Here is a 21,647-nt window from a genome sequence, read left to right on the forward strand (position 1 = left end):
ATGTCCTCCCGTGAGTTACCCTTACGGCTTATGTGTGTTTTCCCACAAGGATTAAAGAAATGTCCGAGCCAGTTAAACTGCGCGCTCACAGCCAGGCCCATTGCAAGGATTGCAGCCTGGCCCCCTCTGCTTGCCACTTTCTCTGAATCTGGAAGACATGGATGCGCTGGACGAGATCGTTAAACGTGGTCGCCCTCTGAAAAAAGGCGAGTTTCTATTCCGCCAGGGCGACACGTTCGATTCCGTTTATGCAGTTCGCTCCGGCGCCCTGAAGACCTTCAGCCTCAGCGATGGCGGTGAAGAACAGCTCACCGGCTTCCATCTGCCGAGCGAACTGGTCGGTCTGTCGGGCATGGACACTGAAAAGCACCCGGTGTCGGCCCAAGCGCTGGAGACGACTTCGGTCTGCGAAATCCCGTTCGAGCGTCTCGACGAACTGGCCCTGCAACTGCCGCAACTGCGTCGCCAGTTGATGCGAGTGATGAGCCGCGAAATTCGCGACGATCAGCAAATGATGTTGCTGCTGTCGAAGAAAACCGCCGACGAGCGCATTGCCACGTTCCTGGTCAACCTGTCCGCCCGCTTTCGCGCACGCGGCTTTTCGGCCAACCAGTTCCGCCTGAGCATGTCGCGCAACGAAATCGGCAACTACCTGGGCCTGGCGGTGGAAACCGTGTCCCGGGTGTTCACCCGCTTCCAGCAAAACGAACTGATCGCCGCCGAGGGTAAGGAAATCCATATTCTCGACCCGATCCAGCTGTGCGCCCTGGCCGGCGGCTCTCTGGACTGATTGACGTGATTGCGGCTGAGCGAAACGGTTCAGCCGCCGTTATACTGCGTCGTTTGCAGCCTGCCAGGACATTTCGACGATGGTCTTCGACTCCTTCGACATCAAATCCCTGATCCGCCCCGTGATCGACTTCCCCAAGCCAGGCGTGATCTTTCGCGACATCACCCCGTTGTTTCAATCGCCCACGGCCCTGCGCCTAGTGATGGACAGCTTCGCGCATCGTTACGTCGAGGCCGACTTCACCCATATCGGCGCGATGGATGCCCGTGGCTTCCTGATCGGCTCGGTGCTGGCCTACCAGTTGAACAAGCCGCTGGTGCTGTTTCGCAAGCAAGGCAAACTGCCGGCGCAGGTGCTGGCCGAGGGTTACGCGACCGAGTACGGCGAAGCGTTCCTGGAAGTACACGCCGACAGCCTGTGCGAGGGTGATTCGGTGGTGATGTTCGATGATTTGATTGCGACCGGCGGTACCTTGATTGCGGCGGCGAACCTGATTCGACGCATGGGCGCCCGGGTGCATGAAGCGGCGGCGATTATTGATTTGCCGGAGCTGGGAGGGTCTCAGCGCTTGGAAGATATGGGCATTCCGACGTTTTGCCTGACGCAGTTTGCGTTGAGCGATAAGTAACGATCAAAAGATCGCAGCCTTCGGCAGCTCCTACAGGTGTACGCATTCCAATGTAGGAGCTGCCGAAGGCTCGGGCCGCGTTCGGACGATCTTTTGCATTTACAGCCCCATCTGCTTGCTGATGATCTCGTTCATCACTTCCCGCGTCCCGCCGCCAATCGACAGTATCCGGTTATCCCGATACAACCGCTCCACCAGACTCTCGCGCATATAACCCATACCACCCAGAATCTGCACCGCATCGGTGGTGATGCGATCCGCCGTGTCGGTCGCGAAATTCTTGGCCATGGAAATCTCCTTGATCACGCTCCGCCCCGCCGCCATTTTCGCCGCCTGGCGGTAGGTGAACTCCCGTGACACTTCCAGCGCCGTGGCCATTTGCGCGAGGCGATGCTTGAGCACCTGAAACTTGCCGATCGGTTTGCCAAAGGCCTCACGCTGACGCGCCCATTTCAGGCTTTCCTCCAGCGCAAGCTGCGCGGTCATATTGGCCATCAGCGCCAGGGCCAGACGTTCGCTCTGGAAGTTACCCATGATGCAGGCAAAGCCCCTGTTTTCGGCGCCGATCAGATTACCGACAGGCACCCGGCAATCGTCGAAGAACAACTCGGCGGTGTCCGACGCCCACCAACCCATTTTCTTCAACTGCCGGCCGACGGTGAAACCGGGCGTGCCCTTCTCGATCAACAACAGGCTGATGCCACCGAAACCCGGCTCGCCGGTGCGCACCGCGACGGTGTAGAAGTCCGCACGAATGCCGCTGGTGATAAAGGTTTTACTGCCGCTGACCCGATAGACGTCGCCGTCACGCACGGCGCGGGTTTGCAGGTTGGCGACATCGGAGCCGCCGCTGGGTTCGGTGATGGCCAGGGCGCTGATTTTTTCGCCGGACAGCACTTGCGGCACCACCCGATCGCGGACCTCGGGTCGCGCCCACTTGAGGATCGGCGGCAGGCCGATGTCCAGCGAACCGAGGCCTGCCACCAACCCGCCAGAGCCGCAACGCATCAGCTCTTCGCTGGCCGCAACCTTGGCGAACAGATCACCTTCATGGCTGCCGCCGAGGGCTTCGGGATAACCGATGCCGAGAATGCCGGCGGCACCGGCCTTGAGGTAGAGTTCACGGGGAAAGCTTTCGGCTTCTTCCCACTGATCGATGTCCGGCAGGATCTCGCGCTCGACGAAACGCCTGACGCTGTCGCGGACCAATTGGTGGCTGGGATCGAAGTATTCCTGAAAGGCAGGCATCGGCGAACTCCACTGAAGGGTCCAGCGACGTTAACCGAGCGCTTGCTTGGTTTTCAACAGCAAATCAAAAGATCGCAGCCTTCGGCAGCTCCTACAGGGTGTACGCCATCCAAATGTAGGAGCTGCCGAAGGCTGCGATCTTTGCTTTTAGCGGTTACAAGACTATCGGCTTACGCCCCGCAAACGAATGCGCCAACGTCCCGCCATCCACCAATTCCAGCTCGCCGCCCAACGGCACGCCATGGGCGATACGCGAGGCGATCAGGCCTTTGTTGCTGAGCAACTGGGCGATGTAATGCGCCGTAGCTTCACCTTCCACCGTCGGGTTGGTGGCCAGGATAACTTCGGCAAAGGTGCCCGCCTCTTCAATCCGCGCCAGCAACTGCGGAATGCCGATGGCCTCTGGCCCGAGCCCGTCGAGCGGCGACAGATGGCCCTTGAGCACGAAGTAGCGACCACGGAACCCGGTCTGCTCCACCGCGTAAACGTCCATCGGCCCTTCCACCACGCACAGCAAGGTGTCGTCACGTCGGTTATCGGCGCACTGCGGGCACAGGTCGTCTTCGGTCAGCGTGCGGCACAAGCGGCAGTGACCGACCCCTTCCATGGCTTGGCTCAGGGCCAGCGCCAGGCGCGAGCCACCACTGCGATCGCGCTCAAGCAGTTGCAACGCCATGCGTTGGGCGGTTTTCTGACCCACGCCCGGCAACGTTCGCAGGGCATCGATCAGTTGGCGAATCAGAGGGCTGAAGCTCATGGGGAAAAGTCCGACAAAACAACGAGACGCGGTTTATACCCGCGCCTCTGGCCAGCGTCAAATACTCAGTCCCGGGCGACCCGCACCACCAGTTTGCCGAAGTTGCGCCCTTCCAGCAGGCCAATGAACGCCTCGGGCGCCTGCTCCAGGCCCTCGACGATGTCCTCGCGGAACTTCACCTTGCCCTCACGCACCCACGGCACCATGGCACTGACGAATTCCTGCTGTCGATCAGCGTAGTCATCGAACACGATAAAGCCCTGCATGCGTACACGCTTGGTCAGCAGGGTTCGCTGAAATTGCGGCAGACGATCCGGCCCGCTCGGGGCTTCATGGGCGTTGTAACCGGCAATCAGGCCACAAAGCGGAATCCGCGCCTTGGTATTGAGCAACGGCATGATCGCGTCGAAGACCTTGCCGCCGACGTTCTCGTAATAGATGTCGATGCCCTTGGGGCACGCCAGCGCCAGGTCATTGGCAAAATCCGGGCTCTTGTGGTCGATGCAGGCGTCGAAGCCCAGTTCCTCGACCACGTAGCGGCACTTGTCGGCACCACCGGCCACACCCACCACCCGCAGGCCTTTGAGCTTCGCCACTTGGCCGACCACCGAGCCCACCGCACCGGAAGCCGCAGCCACCACCAGGGTTTCGCCGGCCTTGGGCTGACCGATGTCCATCAGGCCCATGTACGCCGTCATGCCTGGCATGCCCAGTACACCCAACGCCATCGACGGGCTCTGCAGCCCGGACGGAATCGCAATGATGTTGCGACCATCGCTGATGCCGTGGCTCTGCCAGCCCGTGGAGCCAACCACCAGATCACCTTCCTGGAACTTCGGATTCAGCGAGCGCTCGACGCGGCTGACGGCACCACCGGTCATGACTTCGCCGATTTCCACCGGCGCGGCGTAGGACGGCGCGTCACTCATGCGACCACGCATGTAGGGGTCGAGGGACAGATAGAGGGTCTTGAGCAACACCTGGCCGTCCGCCAGGCCCGGCAGCGCGACACGCTCCAGACGAAAATTCTCCGGGGTCGGCGCGCCCACCGGGCGGGACACCAGGACGATACGTTGGTTGAGGGTCAATGCTTGTGGCATGTGAGCGTCTCCTTGATCGATGAATTTTGCGGTATAGGGTGCAGACCGTTGTGGCGCAGGGGCGTTCGATGTTTATTCAGTGAGACCGAGGTGGATTCATCGCGGGCAAGCCTTGCTCCTACAAGAGCACCGCGTGACCTGTAGGAGCAAGGCTTGCCCGCGATAGCGATCCGACAGACAACACAAACCACCCGCCAGAAACAAAAATGCCAGGCGCGCTGCCTGGCATTTTTTTGTAGCCCATCCAACGCACCTTGGCGAATCAGAATGGCAGTTTCATACCCGGCGGCAGTTGCATGCCAGCGGTCACGCTGCCCATTTTGTCCTGGCTGTTGGCTTCGATCTTGCGCACGGCATCGTTGACAGCGGCGGCAAACACGGCCTCCAGCATCTCTTTGTCGTCTTCGCTCAGGCCTTCTACCAGGCTCGGGTCGATGGTCACGCGCTTGACGTCGTGACGACCGGTCATCACCACGGTGACCATATCGCCACCGGCCTTACCGGTGACTTCGGCGTTGGCCAGTTCTTCCTGCATCTTGGCCATTTTTTCCTGCATCTGCTGCGCCTGCTTCATCAGGCCGGCCATGCCACCTTTCATCATGGTAATCACCTCAAAGTACTTGGATAAAAACGGCGCCCGGTAAATATAGCCGAACACCTTCAGTTATTAGCCCTGACTGACCAGGGCGTCGACAGGCTCAATAGTATCGTTACGGACCACCGCACCGAACTGCTGCATCATTTGCTGGATGAACGGGTCACCGTGAATCGACTCCTCAGCCTCGCGCTGACGGTTCACACGGCGCCGGGACGCGGCCTGGGCCGGGGTTTCCTGCTCGGGCTTGATCAGCTCCATGGTCAGGGTCAGCGTGCGGCCGTGAAACTGGTTCAAGGCATCGTTCAAGCGGCGCTGTTGAGTCGCGTTGAACAAGGCGCTGTGGGCCGGGTCCAGGTGCAACAGCCAGTTGTCGCCATCGACGGCGATCAGCGTGCAGTTGGCGGCAATGCTGCCGGTCATGCCGGAGATCGGCAGTTTCGGGAACAGCTCCAGCCATTGCAGCGCCAAACCAGTGGCCGGCATCGCCGCCGGTTCTGGCTCGGGTTCCGGCGTCGGCTCGGCGGTGTGTTCGCTGGCCAGTTCGTCGAGATAGCTGTAGGCCGAGTCGATGTCCGGCTCGATGTAGTCCTCGTCCAGCGGCGGCTCGTCATCCAGGTCGATGCCCGGCGTGGCGGCATCGACGTCGGCCACCGACGGTTCCGGGATGGGCGCGGCGGCCCATTCCGGCGCATCCGGCACCACGCTGTCAGGCGTAGGCATTGGCATCGGCGGCAAATCGGGTTGTTCGCTGGCGGTTTCCAGCATGGGCTCGACGGCCGGCTGCTGGATGACTTCGGGTTCTACCGGGTCATTCCACGGCAGGTCGACGACCTCCTTGACCACCACCGCTTCAACGACAGGCTCGGCCACGATCACTGGCGTAACAGGTTCGGGTTCCGGCGCTGGCACAGGAGCAGGCTCGACAACGGCCGCCACTGGCGCCGCCACAACCGGTGTAACTGCCGCAGCGACTACCGGCGCAATGACAGGCACGGCAGCCACGGAGTTTGCGGAATCAACTGTGGCCTGGCTGATCCCCACTGGCTTTAGCGCAAGCCTGGGGGCGTCCGCCGTATCCGCCGGCCTGAACGCCAGCATGCGCAGCAGGACCATTTCAAAGCCGCCACGCGGGTCCGGTGCCAGCGGCAAATCGCGGCGCCCGATCAAGCCCATCTGGTAATAAAACTGTACGTCTTCGGCCGGCAACGCCTGAGCCAGTGCGAGCACCCGGTCACGGTCGCCGTGGCCGTTGTCGACCCCTTCAGGCAAGGCCTGGGCGATGGCAACCCGGTGCAGCACGTTAAGAATTTCCGAGAGCACGCCGTTCCAGTCCGGGCCTTGCTCGGCCAGATGACGAACGGCTTCGAGCAATGCCTTGGCGTCGCCTTCGATCAGCGAATGCAGGACATCAAACACCTGACCATGATCGAGCGTACCGAGCATCGCCCGTACGTCGGCGGCCATGACCTTGCCTTCACCGAAGGCGATGGCCTGGTCGGTCAGGCTCATGGCGTCACGCATCGAACCGTCAGCGGCACGACCCAGCAACCACAGCGCATCGTCTTCGAACGGCACCTGCTCGACGCCCAGTACGTGGGTCAAATGCTCGACCACCCGCTCAGGCGTCATGTTCTTCAGGGAAAACTGCAAGCAACGCGAAAGAATCGTTGCCGGAAGTTTCTGCGGATCGGTGGTCGCCAGGATGAACTTGACGTAGGGCGGCGGCTCTTCGAGGGTTTTCAACAGCGCATTGAAGGAATGGCTGGAGAGCATGTGCACTTCGTCGATCAGGTAGACCTTGAAGCGCCCACGGCTCGGGGCGTATTGCACGTTGTCGAGCAGTTCGCGGGTGTCCTCGACCTTGGTCCGGCTCGCGGCGTCGATTTCGATCAGGTCGACGAAGCGACCTTCATCGATCTCGCGGCACACCGAGCACTCGCCGCACGGCGTCGAAGTGATGCCTGTTTCACAGTTCAGGCATTTGGCAATGATTCGTGCAATGGTGGTCTTGCCGACACCACGCGTCCCGGTAAACAGGTAGGCGTGGTGCAGCCGCTGGCTGTCCAAGGCATTGATCAGAGCCTTGAGCACATGGGTCTGGCCGACCATTTCGCGGAACGAGCGCGGACGCCATTTACGTGCAAGAACCTGATAACTCATCGAAAACCGTCGCAACGAAGGAACAGAAGCGGCTAATGCTAGCGGAGCAGGCCTGAAATTGCATCCGGTGTGCTCGTCTAATCTGGCTAAGCTGCATTTTAGGGGGCTATTTATCGGCTCAAGGTTCATCAGTACCGGAGCGTTTATGCGGTTGGCCTTGGGGGCTTTGTTGTTCTTTTGCCTGAACGTCGCAGCCGCCGACACGCCGGTGCGCTTCGTCATGGCCGACAGTTGGGCCATGCCGATGGTGCAACTGGAGCAGGGTCGGCCGACCCAGGGCATCCTTTACGACATCCTGCTCAGCCTCGCGACCCAGGTCGGCGTGCCGGCCGAGTTTCATGTGTTGCCTCGGGCGCGGGTGCAAAACGCCATGGAACACGGCGAAGTCGATGTGCGCTGCTATGCCGCACAATCGTGGCTGCCGAATCAGTCCGGGGATTACATCTGGAGCATCCCGCTGTTTCTGCAGCGCGACCTGCTGGTCAGCCGAAAAGGCCCACCCTCGTCAGTGCTTCCCGCAGACTTGCAGCACGAGGCCATCGGCACCGTGCTTGGCTACATCTATCCGACACTGCAACCGCTGTTCGATGCAGGCCAGTTGCAACGCGAAGACGCGCGCAATCAGGAACAAGTGCTGGATAAACTCCTGTCCGGACGCTATCGCTACGCCGTCAGCAATCAATGGACCCTGGACTGGTTCAACCAGCGCCTGCTGCCCGACCAGCAGTTGCAAGCCGTGGCGGTGCTGCAGGAGCAGAAGGTCGGCTGCTATGTGCGCAATGACCCGAACGTGCCGGTACAGCGCATTTTGCGTACGTTGCTGCGGATGAAAATGTCGGGGGAGATTGACGACATAATCGGGCTTTATATTGGGGCGGAGCCGACGACACCCTAAGCAATCTCTCTGATCAACACCGGATCAATGTGGAGCGGGCTTGCTCGCGAAAGCGGTTTGTCAGTCACACTCATGTTGAATGTACTGACGCTTTCGCGAGCAAGCCCGCTCCCACAGGGGATTAGTGGTGAATACAAGACTTCAGCCAACCTGATCCAGCACCTGCCACTGCGCCGGCGCAACAAACCCGGCAACCCAGCCTGGCACTTCGGCGGGCGGCATCGGCCGGGCGATGAAATAGCCTTGCGCCACCTCGCAGCCCAGCCGCAGCAACAATTGACCGTGCTCGATACTTTCCAGTCCCTCGGCGATCACCTGCCGGCCAAACGCCCGGGCAAGGCCGATCACCGCGGTGGTCAGCGCCAGGTCGTCATGATCGTGAAGAATGTCGCGCACAAAGGATTTATCTATCTTGATGGTTTGCGTGTGCAGGCGCTTGAGGTAGCTCAGGGACGAGTAACCGGTGCCGAAATCCCCCAATGAAAACTGCACCCCGAGCGCCTGACAGGCCTGCAAGCAAGCGCTGACATGCTGGATGTTCTCGACCGCTACCGACTCGACGATTTCCAGGTCCAGCAGTTGCGGTGAGACCTGGGCATGCCGTGCCAGCACCAGCCTGAGGCGTTCGACGAAATCCGCCCGCTGAAAATGTCGCGCCGCAATATTAATGCTGACCGGCCAGCCCTGCCCCGCCTGCTGCCAGCGGTGCAATTGCACCAGGACCTGATCCATCACCCACTCACCAATGTCGATGATCAGGTCGGTCTCCTCCACCAGGGGCAAGAATTCTCGCGGCAGCACCAGGCCGTTTTGCGGATGCTCCCAGCGCAGCAAAGCCTCGAAACCAACGACCTCGCCACGGCGCATGTTCACCTTAGGCTGAAAATGCAGGCGCAACTCGCCAGCGGCCAGGGCCTGGCGCACCCGCTCGACCGTCTGATGGGTGGCTTTGACTTCCTGGTCCCGGGAGACATCGAACAAGTGAAAGCGATTGCGCCCGCGCTGCTTGGCCACGTACATGGCCTGATCGGCGTGGCGCAACAGGGTTTCGGCGTCTTCGTTGTCGTCGGGGAACAGGGTCACGCCAATGCTGGCGAACACATTGATGTCCTTGGCGTGCAGCGAATAGGGTGCCGAAATCGTTCCCAGCACCCGATTCAGCGCCGCGCGCAGTTCCGGTAGATCACGCACGTAACGCAGCACCAGCACGAACTCATCGCCGGCCAGGCGTGCCACCACATCTTCGCCCCGCACGATTGCCCGCAAACGCTTGGCCACTTCCACCAGCAACAAATCGCCACTGGCATGACCGTAGCCATCGTTGACGGCTTTGAAGCCATCGAGGTCGAGCATGCACACCGCCAGCGGGATGTTTTCCTTGCGGGAGAACTCCAGCGCCTGATCCAGCAGGTCCGAAAGAAACGCGCGATTGGGCAAGCCCGTCAGCACGTCATGCCCGACCCGCCATTGCAGTGAATGCAACAGTTGGCGTTTTTCGCTGATATCGAAACGAATCGACAAATAACGATGAACCCGCCCGGTGGCGTCATCGAGCACCGGCACCATGGTGCTGTCGACCCAGTACAGGCTGCCATCCTTGGCGCGATTACAGATCTCGCCCTTCCAGACATTGCCCAGGGCGATGGTGCGCCACAGGGTGGCGAAGAATTCGGCAGGGTGCAGGCCGGAATTGAGCAGGCGATGGTTCTGCCCAATCAGTTCCTCGCGGCTATAGCCGGAGATGGCGCAGAACTGCTCATTGACGTAAGTGATCCGGCCGCTCAGGTCAGTCTCGGAAAATATGGCGGCGGCATCCACGGCCCTGCGGTAATTCTCTTCCATGAGTCAGGCTCACTGTCGCTAGCGGTGGTACCGCTCGACCAGCACACAATGCCCGGAAGAGATGTTTTGAAACGGACTGCGCAGAGACACGAGATCACTCCATGAACAGCTTTGATGGCCCCGGGACAGCCGAAGATCAACTAGGCTCAAAGGCCTCGGCGAAAGTGGAATCAGAGACCCAGCTCACATGTTGCAAAGCAATGAGCCGCTCATGGCGCGCTCCGCACACCCGGCAATGGAACGCAATGCTGGCTGTTTCATATCGCCTCAACTTCTGAAAGCAGGTCACCAAATGCCCCCTTTGAGCGGAGATTCTACGAAATACATCACATTTTGCAAAGCAAGGTGATGGATCATGCAGTTGTCTAATGCAAAAATCTATCGTTAAGTTCTTGATTCTAAATGGGAATTGAGCGATGCAAATTTCAAGTTTGGGTCCGGCCATCCGACGCTATCGCAAGGTCGCGGGGCTTACTCAGGCTGAACTCGGCGAAAAAACCGGTTTTGACCCCAAAACCATCAGCCGCTTCGAAACCGGCACCTATACCCCCAGCGTGGAAGCATTGTTTCTGCTTGCCGATGTGCTGGGCGTGAAGCTGAAAGCGTTTTTCGCAGATTTGGGCGATGAAGACGAACAGCGGGCGTACCTGTTCAGCGTCATACACAAAGCCACCTCAAAGGAACTGGGAAAGCTGATCGCTGCGGTTGACCAGGCCTTGTCCAAGCCTTAGTGCCAGTAATGAAAAAGGCAGATTTATCGGATATCGATAAATCTGCCTTTTGCGCTTCCTGGCGCCTGAAAAACCGCCGGCCTTGAGCTTTGAAGAACGTGCATCGATAGTGGCCATCCGATATTCTGCGCGCGAAATTAATTCAAAATGTAAGGGAATACGATGAGATACCTCCGCCCAATCCTCATGGCAGCGCTGTTGTGCGCACTGCACAACCCCGCGCAAGCGGCCAGCAACACCCCGCCAGCCCCCACCGAAGCGGCCGAGGTGCAGCAAACGCCGGAACAGTTTCTCGCCACCCTGAAGCAACAGCACGGCACCATCACCCTGCCCTCCGGCATCGCAACGCTGAAACTCAACGATGAGTTTTACTACCTGGACCCGCAAGACACCGAACGCCTGCTGACCGAGGGCTGGGGCAATCCGCCCGGCAACAAGACCCTGGGCATGATCATTCCAAAAGCCGTGAACCCACTGACCGCCAGCGGCTGGGGTGTGATCGTCAGCTACAAGGACGACGGGCATATTTCCGATGAAGATGCGGCAAAAATCGACTACGCCGACCTGCTCAAGCAAATGCAGGAAGAGGACGAAGAAGACAACAAGGCGCGCCAGAAGGAAGGCTATGCCGGCCTGCACCTGCTGGGCTGGGCCGAGCAACCGCACTACGACGAAACCAGCCACAAAATGTACTGGGCCCGGGAACTGAAATCCGATGACGCCGAGGGCAGCACCCTGAACTACAGTATTCGCGTACTGGGCCGCAAAGGTGTCCTGGAATTGAATGCCGTCGCCGCCATGGCGGACTTGCCGACCATCAAGCAAGAACTGCCTAAAGTCATCGCCTTCACTAACTTCACCGACGGCAACCTCTACACCGACTACAGCCCTGGCACCGATAAACTGGCGTCTTATGGCCTGGCGGCACTGGTGGGCGGCGGCCTGGCAGCGAAGGCCGGACTGTTTGCCAAGATCGGCATCTTCCTGCTGGCAGCGAAGAAGTTCCTGGTCGTGGGACTGGTCGTGATTGCAGGCTTTGTGCGCAAGCTGTTCAGCCGCAAGTCTTCTTAAGACGATGGGCCTTCTGCGCTGCCGGGTGACGCGGGCAGCGCAGGAGAAGCAAACGCCAGGCACGAAAAATCCGCTACATGACAGCGCAGCAGACAAACAACAAATCAGGTTTTTAGAACGAGCTGTATCGGAAGGTGTTGCGCGCTCAAGCCTCGATTCAGAAGACTTGGCGTTATGGAGGCAACCCCATCAGCCACACCCCGGCACACAATGTTCCCGCTGTGGCTGCTTCCTTCCGGATCTGACCAGGTTCACGGGTAATCGTTGCGGGGGGACCGATGGGGTCACCATAACGACGCTCACCTCACGGCGAACGGCGCCATTGTACCTATCTGATACGAAGTTACAACCGTTCGGGCGGATTAAAAAATATGAGTGGCGTCAAGGACATGCAGCGACCCAAAAAGATCGCAGCCTTCGGCAACTCCTACGGGTGTACGCCGATCCATGCAGGAGCTGCCAAAGGCTGCAATCTTTTGATCCTATTGCGCCAACGCCTCATCTGCCCTGCCACCCTCCTGCTGGATCACCAGGTGGATGAAGTGCAGCTTGGCGATCACCGATGATGGCAGCACGAATGGATAGAAATCCGGCTGCCCCATGCTCCGAGACAACTCGTTGAGCATGCCGGCCAACTCGATCCACGCATTGACGAACGACAGGAACGCCGTGCCGCCAGGATGCTGCGGGTCGTAGAGCGTGCTGGATGGAAATGGCTGGTAATCGAAGTCCATTTCCGGGCACTCATGCCAAAGCCCAGGGCGGTGTCCACGGCGTCCATCATGTGCAGGTAGTGCGCCCAGGTTTCGGCCCAGTCTTCCCACGGGTGCATCGTCGCATAGGCGCTGACGTAATGTTGTTGCCAGTCCGGTGGCGCGCCTTGCTGATAGTGCCGCTCAAGGGATTGCGCGTAACTGGCGCGCTCGTCGCCGAATAGACCACGAAACGGCTCCAGCCACTGACTGTTGGCGATCAGTCGATCCCAGTAGTAATGACCGACCTCATGACGAAAGTGCCCGAGCAACGTGCGATACGGTTCGTGCATCTGTACCCGCACCTGTTCGCGGTGGGCATCATCGGCTTCTTTGACATCAAGGGTGATCAGGCCATTGGCGTGCCCCGTGGTCGGCAACTTGCCTTCAAGGTCGATGCCGATGAAGTCGAAGGCCAGGCCCGTTTCTTCATTCACGGTTTTCGGGATGACCTGCAAGCCCAAGCTGAACAGTTGCGCGATCAGTCGGCGCTTGGCCGTTTCGACCTTGCACCAGCGCTCAGGGTTTTCGGCAATCGATAGATCAGGGATGGTGTGATTCAGGCTACAGGCGATGCACAGCGCATCGTGGTCGTTGGCGGGGAGCAGCCAGTTACACGCGGCCGGGGAATCGAGATTGGCGCAGCGGCGGAATACGCCGGCCTCGGGATCGGCGTCGAGCAGCCAGGTGTCCGTTTGCGGGCCGGGTTGCAGCGACGACAAGCGACTCTGCTCCGGCTGATAGCCCAGCGCCGCCGAACAGGCCAGGCACTGGCTGTTGCGAAAGAACAGCGACTGCCCGCAGCGGCAATGCCAGACCCTGCTGTTGCGCGAACTCTCGCCGATGAAAGGCGCGGCGATACGGGAACTGAGCTGTTCGAAGAAACGGTACATGGCGAACTCTCCCTGAGGGGTGCCAAGACTAGATCATTCTGGCGCAGAGATCGTTCCCGCATTTTATGAGGGGGAAAATCAAAAGATCGCAGCCTTCGGCAGCTCCTACGGGATTGACGTCCATCCGCAGAATCGGAGGTTCACCCGAAAATGTCGATACCCGCCGTCAACGTAGGAGCTGCCGAAGGCTGCGATCTTGCCAGTTTTGAATCCGCCGCCGTCAGACCGAAATGCCGTGCTCCTTCAAGAACACCACAAACGCCTCTTCATCCAGCACCTTCAGCCCCAGCTCATTGGCCTTGGCCAATTTGGAGCCTGCCCCCGGCCCGGCCACCACACAATGAGTCTTGGCCGACACCGAACCCGCCACTTTGGCGCCAAGCCCCTCAAGCTTCTCTTTGGCCACATCACGGCTCATCAATTCGAGCGAACCGGTCAATACCCAGGTCTGCCCGGCCAGTGGCAAGCCTTCGACGACTTTCTTCTCGCTCTGCCAGTGCATGCCGAAATCACGCAATTGCTTCTCGGCCGCCTCAGCGATCTGGCGATTTTCTTCGACAGCGAAAAATTCGCGAACCGAATTCGCCTGCTTCTCCGGCAATGCCTGACGCATGTCCAGCCAGTCAGCGCCGAACACGCCCTCCAGCGAGCCGAACTTGTCCGCCAGTTTCTGCGCCCCGCCCGGCCCCACCGAGGGGATGTGCAACTTGTCGAGGAAACCACCAAGGGTGGTGCTGGCGGAAAACTCCGCGCCCAATTCGCCTTGATCCTGAATCTGCAAACCGTGCTTGAGCAACTCGGCAATCACTTGCTGGTTATGTGCATCTTCAAAGAAACGGTGAATCTCATAAGCCACTTCCAGGCCAACATCCGGCAAGTACGTCAACACTTGCGGCAACGCCTGCTGAACCCGCTCCAGCGAACCCAGAGAGCGTGCCAGCACCTTGGCCGTCTCTTCGCCGACATCGGGAATACCGAGGGCGTAGATGAAGCGTGCCAGGCTCGGCTTTTTGCTGTCCTCGATGGCGCCGAGCAGCTTCTTGCTCGACAGCTCGGCAAAGCCTTCCAGGTCGACAATGTCTTCGAACTTCAGCGCATACAGATCGGCCGGCGAACTCACCAGGCCTTCATCCACCAGTTGCTCGACGCTCTTGTCGCCCAGGCCTTCGATGTCCATGGCGCGACGGGAGACGAAGTGGATGATCGCCTGCTTCAACTGCGCGCCACAGGCCAGACGACCGACGCAGCGATACACCGCGCCTTCGCTGACGGTCTCGCGACCTTTGCTGCGTTTGACCAGTTGCGTGCGCTCGACATGGGACCCGCACACCGGGCATCGCTCGGGAATCTGCACCGGCCGCGCGTCTTCTGGACGACGCTCAAGGACAACTTGCACCACTTGCGGGATCACATCGCCAGCGCGGCGGATGATCACCGTGTCGCCGATCATCAACCCCAGGCGCGCCACTTCGTCCATGTTGTGCAGCGTCGCGTTGGCCACGGTCACGCCAGCGACCTTGACCGGTTTCAAGCGAGCGACCGGCGTCACCGCGCCAGTGCGACCGACCTGGAATTCCACGTCGAGCAACTCGGTGAGTTCTTCCATCGCCGGGAATTTGTGCGCAATCGCCCAACGCGGTTCGCGCGCGCGAAAACCCAGCTCACGCTGCGAGGCAATGCTGTTGACCTTGAACACCACGCCATCGATTTCGTAGGCCAGACCGTTGCGGCGCTCGCCAATGTCACGGTAATAATCCAGGCATTCATCGATGCCATGGGCCAGTTTCAGCTCATGGCTGATCGGCATGCCCCAGACCTGCAACTGCTTGAGATTGCCGATGTGCGTGTCGGCAATGTCGGCCGACATCTGGCCGATGCCGTAGCAGCAGAATTCCAGTGGCCGGTTGGCGGTGATCTTCGAATCCAGCTGCCGCAAGCTGCCGGCCGCCGCATTACGCGGATTGGCGAAGGTCTTGCCGCCGACTTCCAGTTGCGTGGCGTTGAGCCGTTCGAAACCGGCCTTGGACATGAACACTTCGCCGCGCACTTCAAGCGTCGCCGGCCAGCCAGTGCCGTGCAGCTTGAGCGGAATGTTGCGCACGGTGCGCACGTTGACGCTGATGTCTTCGCCGGTGGTGCCGTCGCCGCGCGTGGCGCCGCGTACCAGCACGCCGTCCTGATACAACAGGCTGACCGCCAGGCCATCGAGTTTCGGTTCACAGCTGTATTCCACCGCCGCGCCGCCACCGAACAGGTCGCCGGCCGGCAGGTCGAGGCCTTCGGTCACCCGACGATCAAATTCGCGCATGTCGGTTTCTTCGAAGGCGTTGCCGAGGCTGAGCATCGGCACTTCGTGGCGCACCTGGGTGAACGCCGACAGCGCCGCGCTGCCGACGCGCTGAGTCGGCGAGTCGCTGGTGATCAGTTCAGGGTTGGCCGCTTCGAGGGCTTTGAGCTCATGGAACAACCGGTCGTACTCGGCGTCCGGAATGCTCGGCTCGTCCATCACGTGATAGCGATAGTTGTGCTGATCCAGCTCAGCGCGCAGCTCTAGAATGCGGTTTTTGGCGGCGGTCATGGGTGTTCTCTCATAAAGCAAAAGAGCAGCCGAGGCTGCTCAATCTCATCAAGATCAAGAGATCGCAGCCTCGTTTCACTCGACAGCTCCTACAGTAATTTCGAGATACCTGTAGGAGCTGTCGAGTGAAACGAGGCTGCGATCTTTTGACTTTAGCGTTTCTGGGTCAATGCACGACGTTCGAATTCAACGATGCGCTGACGGTAGTGTTCGATCGTCTGGGCGGTCAGCACGCTGCGCTGATCGTCTTTCAATTCGCCGTTCAGCTCCTGGGACAGCTTGCGTGCTGCAGCCACCATCACATCGAAGGCTTGCTTCGGATGACGCGGGCCTGGCAGGCCGAGGAAGAAGCTCACCGCCGGCGTGCTGAAGTGATCGATGTCGTCCAGATCAAAGATGCCCGGCTTGACCGCATTGGCCATGGAGAACAGCACTTCGCCGTTACCCGCCATGCTTTCGTGGCGATGGAAAATATCCATCTCGCCGAAACGCAGGCCGCTTTCCAGAATATTCTGCAACAGCGCCGGGCCTTTGAAGCCGGCAGCGTCGCGGCAGATCACGCTGATCACCAGCACTTCTTCGGCTTGTGGCTGCTCTTTTTCGCTGACCGCAGGTGCAGACTTGGCGTCATCCGGGAAATCGTCGTCACGACTGCTGAAGCTCGGGCCGCCGTCCAGATCGAGGCTGAGGTTCATGTCGCCCTGGGAAGGCTCGCCATGGCCACGCTTGCCGCGCTTGGAACCCGACTCGCGGGGCTCCCGGCCGGCATGCTCACGGACGGCAGGTCATGCTCATCCAGTTGCGGCTCTTTATGGGTATCCAGCACCCGTGGCGGGCCCAACAGCTCGGCGCTGGTGTCCTCGTCCGGCAGGTTGGACAGACTTCGATCAAGACGGAATTTAAGTTTTCCCTTGCCGCCGCGCATGCGACGCCAGCCATCGAAAAGAATACCGGCAATGACAATAATGCCGATGACGATCAGCCACTCGCGCAGACCGATTTCCATGTAATCCCGTGCCTCTATAAAAAATGCTGAAAAATAAGGGGCTTACAACGTGCAAACCGCTTTAAAACGTGGCGCCAACTCTATGTTCTGACAGGCGTTTTGCCCACGTATACGAAAAATTGACATTAAACTAGCACGACCAAAGGCAACTTTACACCGTCTGTCACCATGGCTTCAGCGAATATGTCGATTGGCCAGCAAGTAAAGAGAAAGTAAATAAGCCTGCAACGCTTGAATACTTGCCCTACCGCCAGCGACTCAGGCATCCACCATCGCCATCGCCTCCTCGACATCCACTGCTACCAAGCGTGAGCAACCCGGCTCGTGCATTGTCACCCCCATCAGTTGATCGGCCATTTCCATGGCGATCTTGTTGTGGGTGATATAGATGAACTGCACCGTCTGCGACATCTCTTTGACCAGTCTTGCATAGCGTCCAACGTTAGCGTCATCCAATGGCGCATCAACTTCATCGAGCATGCAGAACGGCGCCGGGTTCAACTTGAAGATCGCAAAAACCAGAGCCAGAGCCGTCAGGGCTTTTTCGCCACCGGAGAGCAAATGGATGGTGCTGTTCTTCTTCCCTGGCGGCTGCGCCATGATCGTTACCCCTGTATCGAGTAGATCTTCGCCCGTCAGTTCCAAATACGCGCGGCCTCCACCGAAAACTTTTGGGAAAAGTGCCTGAATACCGGCATTGATCTGATCAAAGGTATCTTTGAAGCGGTTGCGGGTTTCCTTGTCGATCTTGCGAATGACGTTTTCCAGCGTATCCAGCGCTTCCACCAGATCGTCGTTCTGGGCATCCAGATAACGTTTACGTTCGGACTGTTGCGTGTATTCGTCAATGGCCGCCAAGTTGATCGCACCCAGACGCGCAATGCGTGCGGCGATGCGCTCCAACTCTTCCTCAGCCTCTTTTTCGTTGGCTTCGGCCACCAGGGTCGCGATCACGCCGTGGAGGTCGTAGCCGTCTTCCAGCAACTGATCCTCGAGGGTCTTGCGGCGCACGGTCAGGGCTTGCCATTCCATACGCTGGTGTTCAAGTTGACCGCGGATCAACTGCGATTGCTGCTCGGCCTGATTGCGGCGCTTCTCGGCATCACGTAGCTCGCGGTCGGCGTCTTCCATGGCCATTTGCGCGGTCTTGAGTTCTTCGTCGACAGTCATGCGCTTGTCGAGCAACTCTTCGAGCTTCAGGCGCAACTCTTCCAGCGGCGCCTCGCCCTCCTCCAGATTCAGACTCAGTTGCTCGCGCTTCTCGGTCAGGCGCTCGGACTGCATCTCCAGCCGCTCCAGTGCCTGACGCGTCGAGTCGTGTTGCGCCTTGAGCGAGCCCAGACGCACCGCCAGTTGATGCGCGTGATCCTTATGCTGCCGGGCTTCCTGACGCGCCCGGTCGAGGCGCTCGCGCAAGCTGTCGCGCTGGGCCAGCAGCAACTCGCGCTGCTCGGTGTCCAGCGCCATGCTGTCGAGGGCGTCCTGCAATTGCAGGCGCGCTTCGCCGATGTTTTCGTGTTCCAGCGCCCGCTGCTCGCTCAGTTCGGTGAGCTCTTCGTCGAGACGAGTACGGCGCAGGGTCAGTTGTTCAGCCTTGGCTTTACCGGCGGACAACTGGGCTTTCAATTCACCTTGTTGACGGGCTTCGTCTTGCAGCAAACGGCGCAAATGTTCGCGACCGTTTTCCTGCTGACGCTGTTGCGCCCTGAGAGTTTGAAGTTGGGTTTCCAGGGTTTCGACCGAGGCTTCGCGCTCTTCGCGTTCAAGGCCCAGGCGCTGGATTTCCTGGCCACGGGCGAGCACGCCGCTTTCGGCTTCGCTGGCCCGGCGCACGCGTAAAAAGTGCCGGCCGACCCAGTAACCGTCACGACTGATCAAGCTTTCGCCGGGCGCCAATCGAGCGCGTAACGCCAAGGCCTGTTCAAGGCTATCCACCGGTTTGACCTGCCCCAGCCACGGCGATAGATCGATTGGCGCTTCGACCTTGTCGAGCAAACTGCCGGCCACGCGCACGCCATCGCTGGCAGGGCTGAGCAAACGCAAATCACCTTGGGCAAACCCGGCCAGATCGAAATCGCCGAAGTCATCCACCAGCACCGCTTGCAGGTCGGCGCCGAGCACGGTTTCCACCGCCATTTCCCAGCCGGCTTCAACCTTCAAGCCTTCAGCCAGGCGCGGACGGTCTGCCAGATGCTGTTCACGCAACCATTCAGCCGTGCCGGTGCCTGGATCGAGCGCGGCTTGCTGCAAGGCTTCAAGGGACGCGAGACGACCGTTGAGGCGCTGCAAATCGCCTTGGGCCTGTTGCTGCGCGGTCAATGCGTGCTGTAATTCCTGACGCAGTTGCTCAAGGCGTTCGACCTGGGCTTCTTCGCTGGCCTGCAAGTCTTCGAGGGTTGCCTCAGACGCTGCAAGTTGTTCACTGAGTTCCATGATCGCCGCATCTTCCGGGTCCGCCGAGAGCAACGTGCGCTCCTCGCCAAGACGCTTCTGACGATCAGCCAAACGTTCCATGCTGGTTTCCAGCTGCTGGATTCGCGATTGCTGCACTTCAGACTGACGACGCGGCTCGGCGGCCGTGAGGTTGAACGTGTCCCACTGCTCCTGCCAGCCGTGCATGGTGGTTTCGGATTCTTCCAGCGCAGCGGCGGCTTCTTCGGCGGCGGCGCTGGTGATTTCCTGCTCCGGCGTGAGCAGGTCCAGCTCTTCGCCGAGGGTCAGCAGCAAGGTGCGGTCGTGACCCAAGTGCGATTCGGTTTCCAGTCGCGCGCGTTCGGCCTCTTTCAGATCATCCTGTAACTGGCGCAAACGCTGCTGACCGTGCTGGATGCTTTGCTCGACCCGGGCGATGTCGCCGCCGACCGAATAGAAGCGCCCTTGCACCAGATTGAAGCGCTCTGAGAGGTCGTGGTGACCGTCACGCAGGCGTTCAATCGCCGCATCGGCGTTGCGCTGCTCGGCGACCAGGGCTTCGAAAGTGATTTCCTGAGTGCCGATAATCGCTTCGCGCTCACCGACCTGCTCGTTCAACGCCTGCCAGCGCAGGGCCGACAGCTGGGCCTTGAGCTGACGCTCTTCGCCCTTGTATTCCTGATACTTCCTGGCGGACTCGGCCTGGCGGTGCAAGCGTTCGAGCTGACGCTCAAGCTCCTCACGCAAGTCAGACAGGCGGGCGAGGTTTTCATGGGTGCGGCGAATACGGTTTTCAGTCTCGCGCCGGCGCTCCTTGTACTTGGAGATCCCCGCCGCTTCTTCAATAAAGTTGCGCAGGTCTTCGGGCTTGGACTCGATCAGCTTGGAGATCATCCCCTGCTCGATGATCGAGTAGCTGCGCGGGCCCAGGCCGGTCCCAAGAAAGATGTCGGTGATATCGCGCCGACGGCATTTGGTACCGTTGAGGTAGTAAGTGGTCTGGCTGTCGCGGGTCACTTTGCGGCGAATGGAAATTTCCGCATAGGCGGCGTATTCGCCGAGCAGGGTGCCGTCAGAGTTGTCGAAGACCAGTTCGATGCTCGCCTGGCTCACCGGTTTACGGCTGGTGGAGCCGTTGAAGATGACGTCAGTCATCGACTCGCCGCGCAGGTTCTTGGCCGAGCTCTCGCCCATCACCCAACGCACGGCGTCGATGATGTTCGACTTGCCGCAACCATTGGGCCCGACCACCGCCGCCATGTTACTGGGGAAGTTCACCGTGGTCGGGTCGACGAAGGATTTGAACCCCGCCAGCTTGATGCACTTGAGCCGCACGCTTAAGCGTCCGTCAGGGCAGAAACCACCAGATCGCTACTGCGCTGGGCATACGCCGTCAGCACTTCGCGAATCTGCGGAAAGTCACGGGCGATCACCGCGGCGAGCAAGCGTTCGAACAACTCCAGAAACTCGCTCATCTCGGCTTTACGTTGTTCCAGGGCGAGGAAATACGCGCGGCTCATGGCTGGCTGCAGATTCTCGACGGTTTCCTGCAGGTACGGATTGTCGGCGAACGGATACGCGGCGCGCATCACACTGAAGCTGTCGTCGACGAACGTGCGGATGTCCTGACGCTCGTAGCTGGAAACCAGGCGCTGCTGGATCTGCACGAACGGCGCCAGGTCGGCCTGGACTTGCCAGCCGGTGGCCACGGCGTTACCGAGCAAGATATAGAGCTCGCTCATCAGCGTGCACAGGCTTTGGACCTTGTGCGCGGTGAGTTCAGTAACATGGGCGCCACGTCGCGGCAGGATTGCGATCAGGTGGCGGCGCTCAAGAATCAGCAAGGCCTCACGGACCGAACCGCGGCTGACATTGAGGGCCAGCGTGACCTTCTGTTCCTGAATGCGCTCTCCCGGCTTCATTTCGCCGCGAATGATACGTTCGGCGAGGTGGTGAGCAATTTGCTCGGCGAGGCTATCCGGCGCCTTGAACGTCATGGTTGTCCTTCAAACTCTTCGATCTGCACAGGCGGCGCAGTGTAGCGCAGATGAGGGCACATGGCGGAGTGCCCACTCAGCAGTTTTTGGCATGAATCACGCTTGTAGTACACCAACCCCTGAATGCGATAACGGCCAAACAAGCCGTTGATCAACAAAACGTGAAATTTCCTGACCCTAAAGTCAGAA

14 protein-coding genes, 1 other RNA gene and 3 pseudogenes are annotated in these 21,647 nt (G+C 59.8%); 6 read left to right on the forward strand and 12 right to left on the reverse strand.

The window, feature by feature from the left end; translation table 11 throughout:
• Positions 1–59 precede the first annotated feature (59 nt).
• Positions 60–790: pseudogene (fnr, locus tag JFV26_RS13005) on the forward strand (fumarate/nitrate reduction transcriptional regulator Fnr).
• 79 nt (positions 791–869) lie between these two features.
• Positions 870–1,418, forward strand: a complete 549-nt coding sequence (locus JFV26_RS13010; protein WP_201192927.1) for an adenine phosphoribosyltransferase — start codon at positions 870–872, stop codon at positions 1,416–1,418.
• Between the two features lie 99 nt (positions 1,419–1,517).
• Here the strand turns inward: JFV26_RS13010 and JFV26_RS13015 are convergent, their stop codons facing one another.
• From JFV26_RS13015 to dnaX, 5 genes are all read right to left on the reverse strand, one after another.
• Positions 1,518–2,666 (reverse strand): acyl-CoA dehydrogenase family protein, encoded by a 1,149-nt coding sequence (locus JFV26_RS13015; RefSeq protein ID WP_201192929.1) that lies wholly within the window; start codon positions 2,664–2,666, stop codon positions 1,518–1,520.
• Between the two features lie 154 nt (positions 2,667–2,820).
• Entirely contained in the window at positions 2,821–3,423 is a 603-nt protein-coding gene (gene recR, locus JFV26_RS13020; protein WP_201192932.1) for a recombination mediator RecR, read from the reverse strand.
• A gap of 65 nt (positions 3,424–3,488) precedes the next feature.
• The gene (locus JFV26_RS13025; RefSeq protein ID WP_201192936.1) at positions 3,489–4,523 is read right to left on the reverse strand and encodes an NADP-dependent oxidoreductase; all 1,035 of its coding nucleotides are present in this window, start codon (positions 4,521–4,523) and stop codon (positions 3,489–3,491) included.
• 262 nt (positions 4,524–4,785) lie between these two features.
• Positions 4,786–5,124, reverse strand: coding sequence for a YbaB/EbfC family nucleoid-associated protein (locus JFV26_RS13030; RefSeq protein WP_123403312.1), 339 nt, complete (start codon positions 5,122–5,124; stop codon positions 4,786–4,788).
• A gap of 66 nt (positions 5,125–5,190) precedes the next feature.
• Positions 5,191–7,281 (reverse strand): DNA polymerase III subunit gamma/tau, encoded by a 2,091-nt coding sequence (gene dnaX, locus JFV26_RS13035; protein WP_201192941.1) that lies wholly within the window; start codon positions 7,279–7,281, stop codon positions 5,191–5,193.
• Between the two features lie 145 nt (positions 7,282–7,426).
• Here dnaX and JFV26_RS13040 point away from each other — a divergent pair, with 145 nt between their 5' ends.
• Positions 7,427–8,176, forward strand: coding sequence for a substrate-binding periplasmic protein (locus tag JFV26_RS13040; protein ID WP_201192943.1), 750 nt, complete (start codon positions 7,427–7,429; stop codon positions 8,174–8,176).
• Positions 8,177–8,317: 141 nt separating this feature from the next.
• Here JFV26_RS13040 and JFV26_RS13045 read toward each other — a convergent pair whose 3' ends face one another.
• On the reverse strand, positions 8,318–10,018 hold the full coding sequence (locus JFV26_RS13045) for a putative bifunctional diguanylate cyclase/phosphodiesterase (RefSeq protein WP_201192945.1): 1,701 nt from the start codon (positions 10,016–10,018) through the stop codon (positions 8,318–8,320).
• A gap of 416 nt (positions 10,019–10,434) precedes the next feature.
• Here JFV26_RS13045 and JFV26_RS13050 point away from each other — a divergent pair, with 416 nt between their 5' ends.
• Both JFV26_RS13050 and JFV26_RS13055 read left to right on the forward strand, forming a co-directional pair.
• The gene (locus JFV26_RS13050) at positions 10,435–10,749 is read left to right on the forward strand and encodes a helix-turn-helix domain-containing protein (RefSeq protein WP_201192946.1); all 315 of its coding nucleotides are present in this window, start codon (positions 10,435–10,437) and stop codon (positions 10,747–10,749) included.
• Positions 10,750–10,911: 162 nt separating this feature from the next.
• Positions 10,912–11,820 carry a DUF2167 domain-containing protein gene (locus JFV26_RS13055; protein WP_201192947.1) on the forward strand — a complete coding sequence of 303 codons (909 nt, stop codon included), beginning with the start codon at positions 10,912–10,914 and terminating at the stop codon, positions 11,818–11,820.
• Positions 11,821–12,004: 184 nt separating this feature from the next.
• Here JFV26_RS13055 and ffs read toward each other — a convergent pair.
• Positions 12,005–12,101: signal recognition particle sRNA small type (gene ffs / locus JFV26_RS13060), an RNA gene on the reverse strand.
• A 90-nt stretch (positions 12,102–12,191) separates the two neighbouring features.
• On the opposite strand from ffs, the gene JFV26_RS13065 reads away from it, so the two are divergent.
• Positions 12,192–12,386, forward strand: a complete 195-nt coding sequence (locus JFV26_RS13065) for a hypothetical protein (protein ID WP_201193171.1) — start codon at positions 12,192–12,194, stop codon at positions 12,384–12,386.
• Here the strand turns inward: JFV26_RS13065 and JFV26_RS13070 are convergent.
• From JFV26_RS13070 to JFV26_RS13090, 5 genes and pseudogenes are all read right to left on the reverse strand, one after another.
• Positions 12,303–13,465 (reverse strand): annotated as a pseudogene (locus JFV26_RS13070) (zinc-binding metallopeptidase family protein). The gene JFV26_RS13065 and the pseudogene JFV26_RS13070 overlap by 84 nt on opposite strands.
• 220 nt (positions 13,466–13,685) lie before the next feature.
• Complete coding sequence (gene ligA, locus JFV26_RS13075) at positions 13,686–16,043, reverse strand: NAD-dependent DNA ligase LigA (RefSeq protein ID WP_201192948.1); 2,358 nt, start codon at positions 16,041–16,043, stop codon at positions 13,686–13,688.
• A 152-nt stretch (positions 16,044–16,195) separates the two neighbouring features.
• Positions 16,196–17,049: pseudogene (gene zipA / locus JFV26_RS13080) on the reverse strand (cell division protein ZipA).
• 258 nt (positions 17,050–17,307) lie between these two features.
• Positions 17,308–20,796 (reverse strand): chromosome segregation protein SMC, encoded by a 3,489-nt coding sequence (gene smc, locus JFV26_RS13085; protein ID WP_201192949.1) that lies wholly within the window; start codon positions 20,794–20,796, stop codon positions 17,308–17,310.
• 2 nt (positions 20,797–20,798) lie between these two features.
• Positions 20,799–21,458, reverse strand: a complete 660-nt coding sequence (locus JFV26_RS13090) for a GntR family transcriptional regulator (protein WP_201192952.1) — start codon at positions 21,456–21,458, stop codon at positions 20,799–20,801.
• Positions 21,459–21,647 lie beyond the last annotated feature (189 nt).

The sequence above is a fragment of the Pseudomonas sp. TH31 genome, from assembly GCF_016650815.1.
GTDB lineage: Bacteria > Pseudomonadota > Gammaproteobacteria > Pseudomonadales > Pseudomonadaceae > Aquipseudomonas.

Bases quoted from the DNA above. Each gene is read 5' to 3' on its own strand.
- JFV26_RS13010 (WP_201192927.1), top strand. From the start codon at position 870: ATGGTCTTCGACTCCTTCGACATCAAATCCCTGATCCGCCCCGTGATC.
- JFV26_RS13015 (WP_201192929.1), bottom strand. From the start codon at position 2,666: ATGCCTGCCTTTCAGGAATACTTCGATCCCAGCCACCAATTGGTCCGC.
- recR (WP_201192932.1), bottom strand. From the start codon at position 3,423: ATGAGCTTCAGCCCTCTGATTCGCCAACTGATCGATGCCCTGCGAACG.
- JFV26_RS13025 (WP_201192936.1), bottom strand. From the start codon at position 4,523: ATGCCACAAGCATTGACCCTCAACCAACGTATCGTCCTGGTGTCCCGC.
- JFV26_RS13030 (WP_123403312.1), bottom strand. From the start codon at position 5,124: ATGATGAAAGGTGGCATGGCCGGCCTGATGAAGCAGGCGCAGCAGATG.
- dnaX (WP_201192941.1), bottom strand. From the start codon at position 7,281: ATGAGTTATCAGGTTCTTGCACGTAAATGGCGTCCGCGCTCGTTCCGC.
- JFV26_RS13040 (WP_201192943.1), top strand. From the start codon at position 7,427: ATGCGGTTGGCCTTGGGGGCTTTGTTGTTCTTTTGCCTGAACGTCGCA.
- JFV26_RS13045 (WP_201192945.1), bottom strand. From the start codon at position 10,018: ATGGAAGAGAATTACCGCAGGGCCGTGGATGCCGCCGCCATATTTTCC.
- JFV26_RS13050 (WP_201192946.1), top strand. From the start codon at position 10,435: ATGCAAATTTCAAGTTTGGGTCCGGCCATCCGACGCTATCGCAAGGTC.
- JFV26_RS13055 (WP_201192947.1), top strand. From the start codon at position 10,912: ATGAGATACCTCCGCCCAATCCTCATGGCAGCGCTGTTGTGCGCACTG.
- JFV26_RS13065 (WP_201193171.1), top strand. From the start codon at position 12,192: ATGAGTGGCGTCAAGGACATGCAGCGACCCAAAAAGATCGCAGCCTTC.
- ligA (WP_201192948.1), bottom strand. From the start codon at position 16,043: ATGACCGCCGCCAAAAACCGCATTCTAGAGCTGCGCGCTGAGCTGGAT.
- JFV26_RS13090 (WP_201192952.1), bottom strand. From the start codon at position 21,458: ATGACGTTCAAGGCGCCGGATAGCCTCGCCGAGCAAATTGCTCACCAC.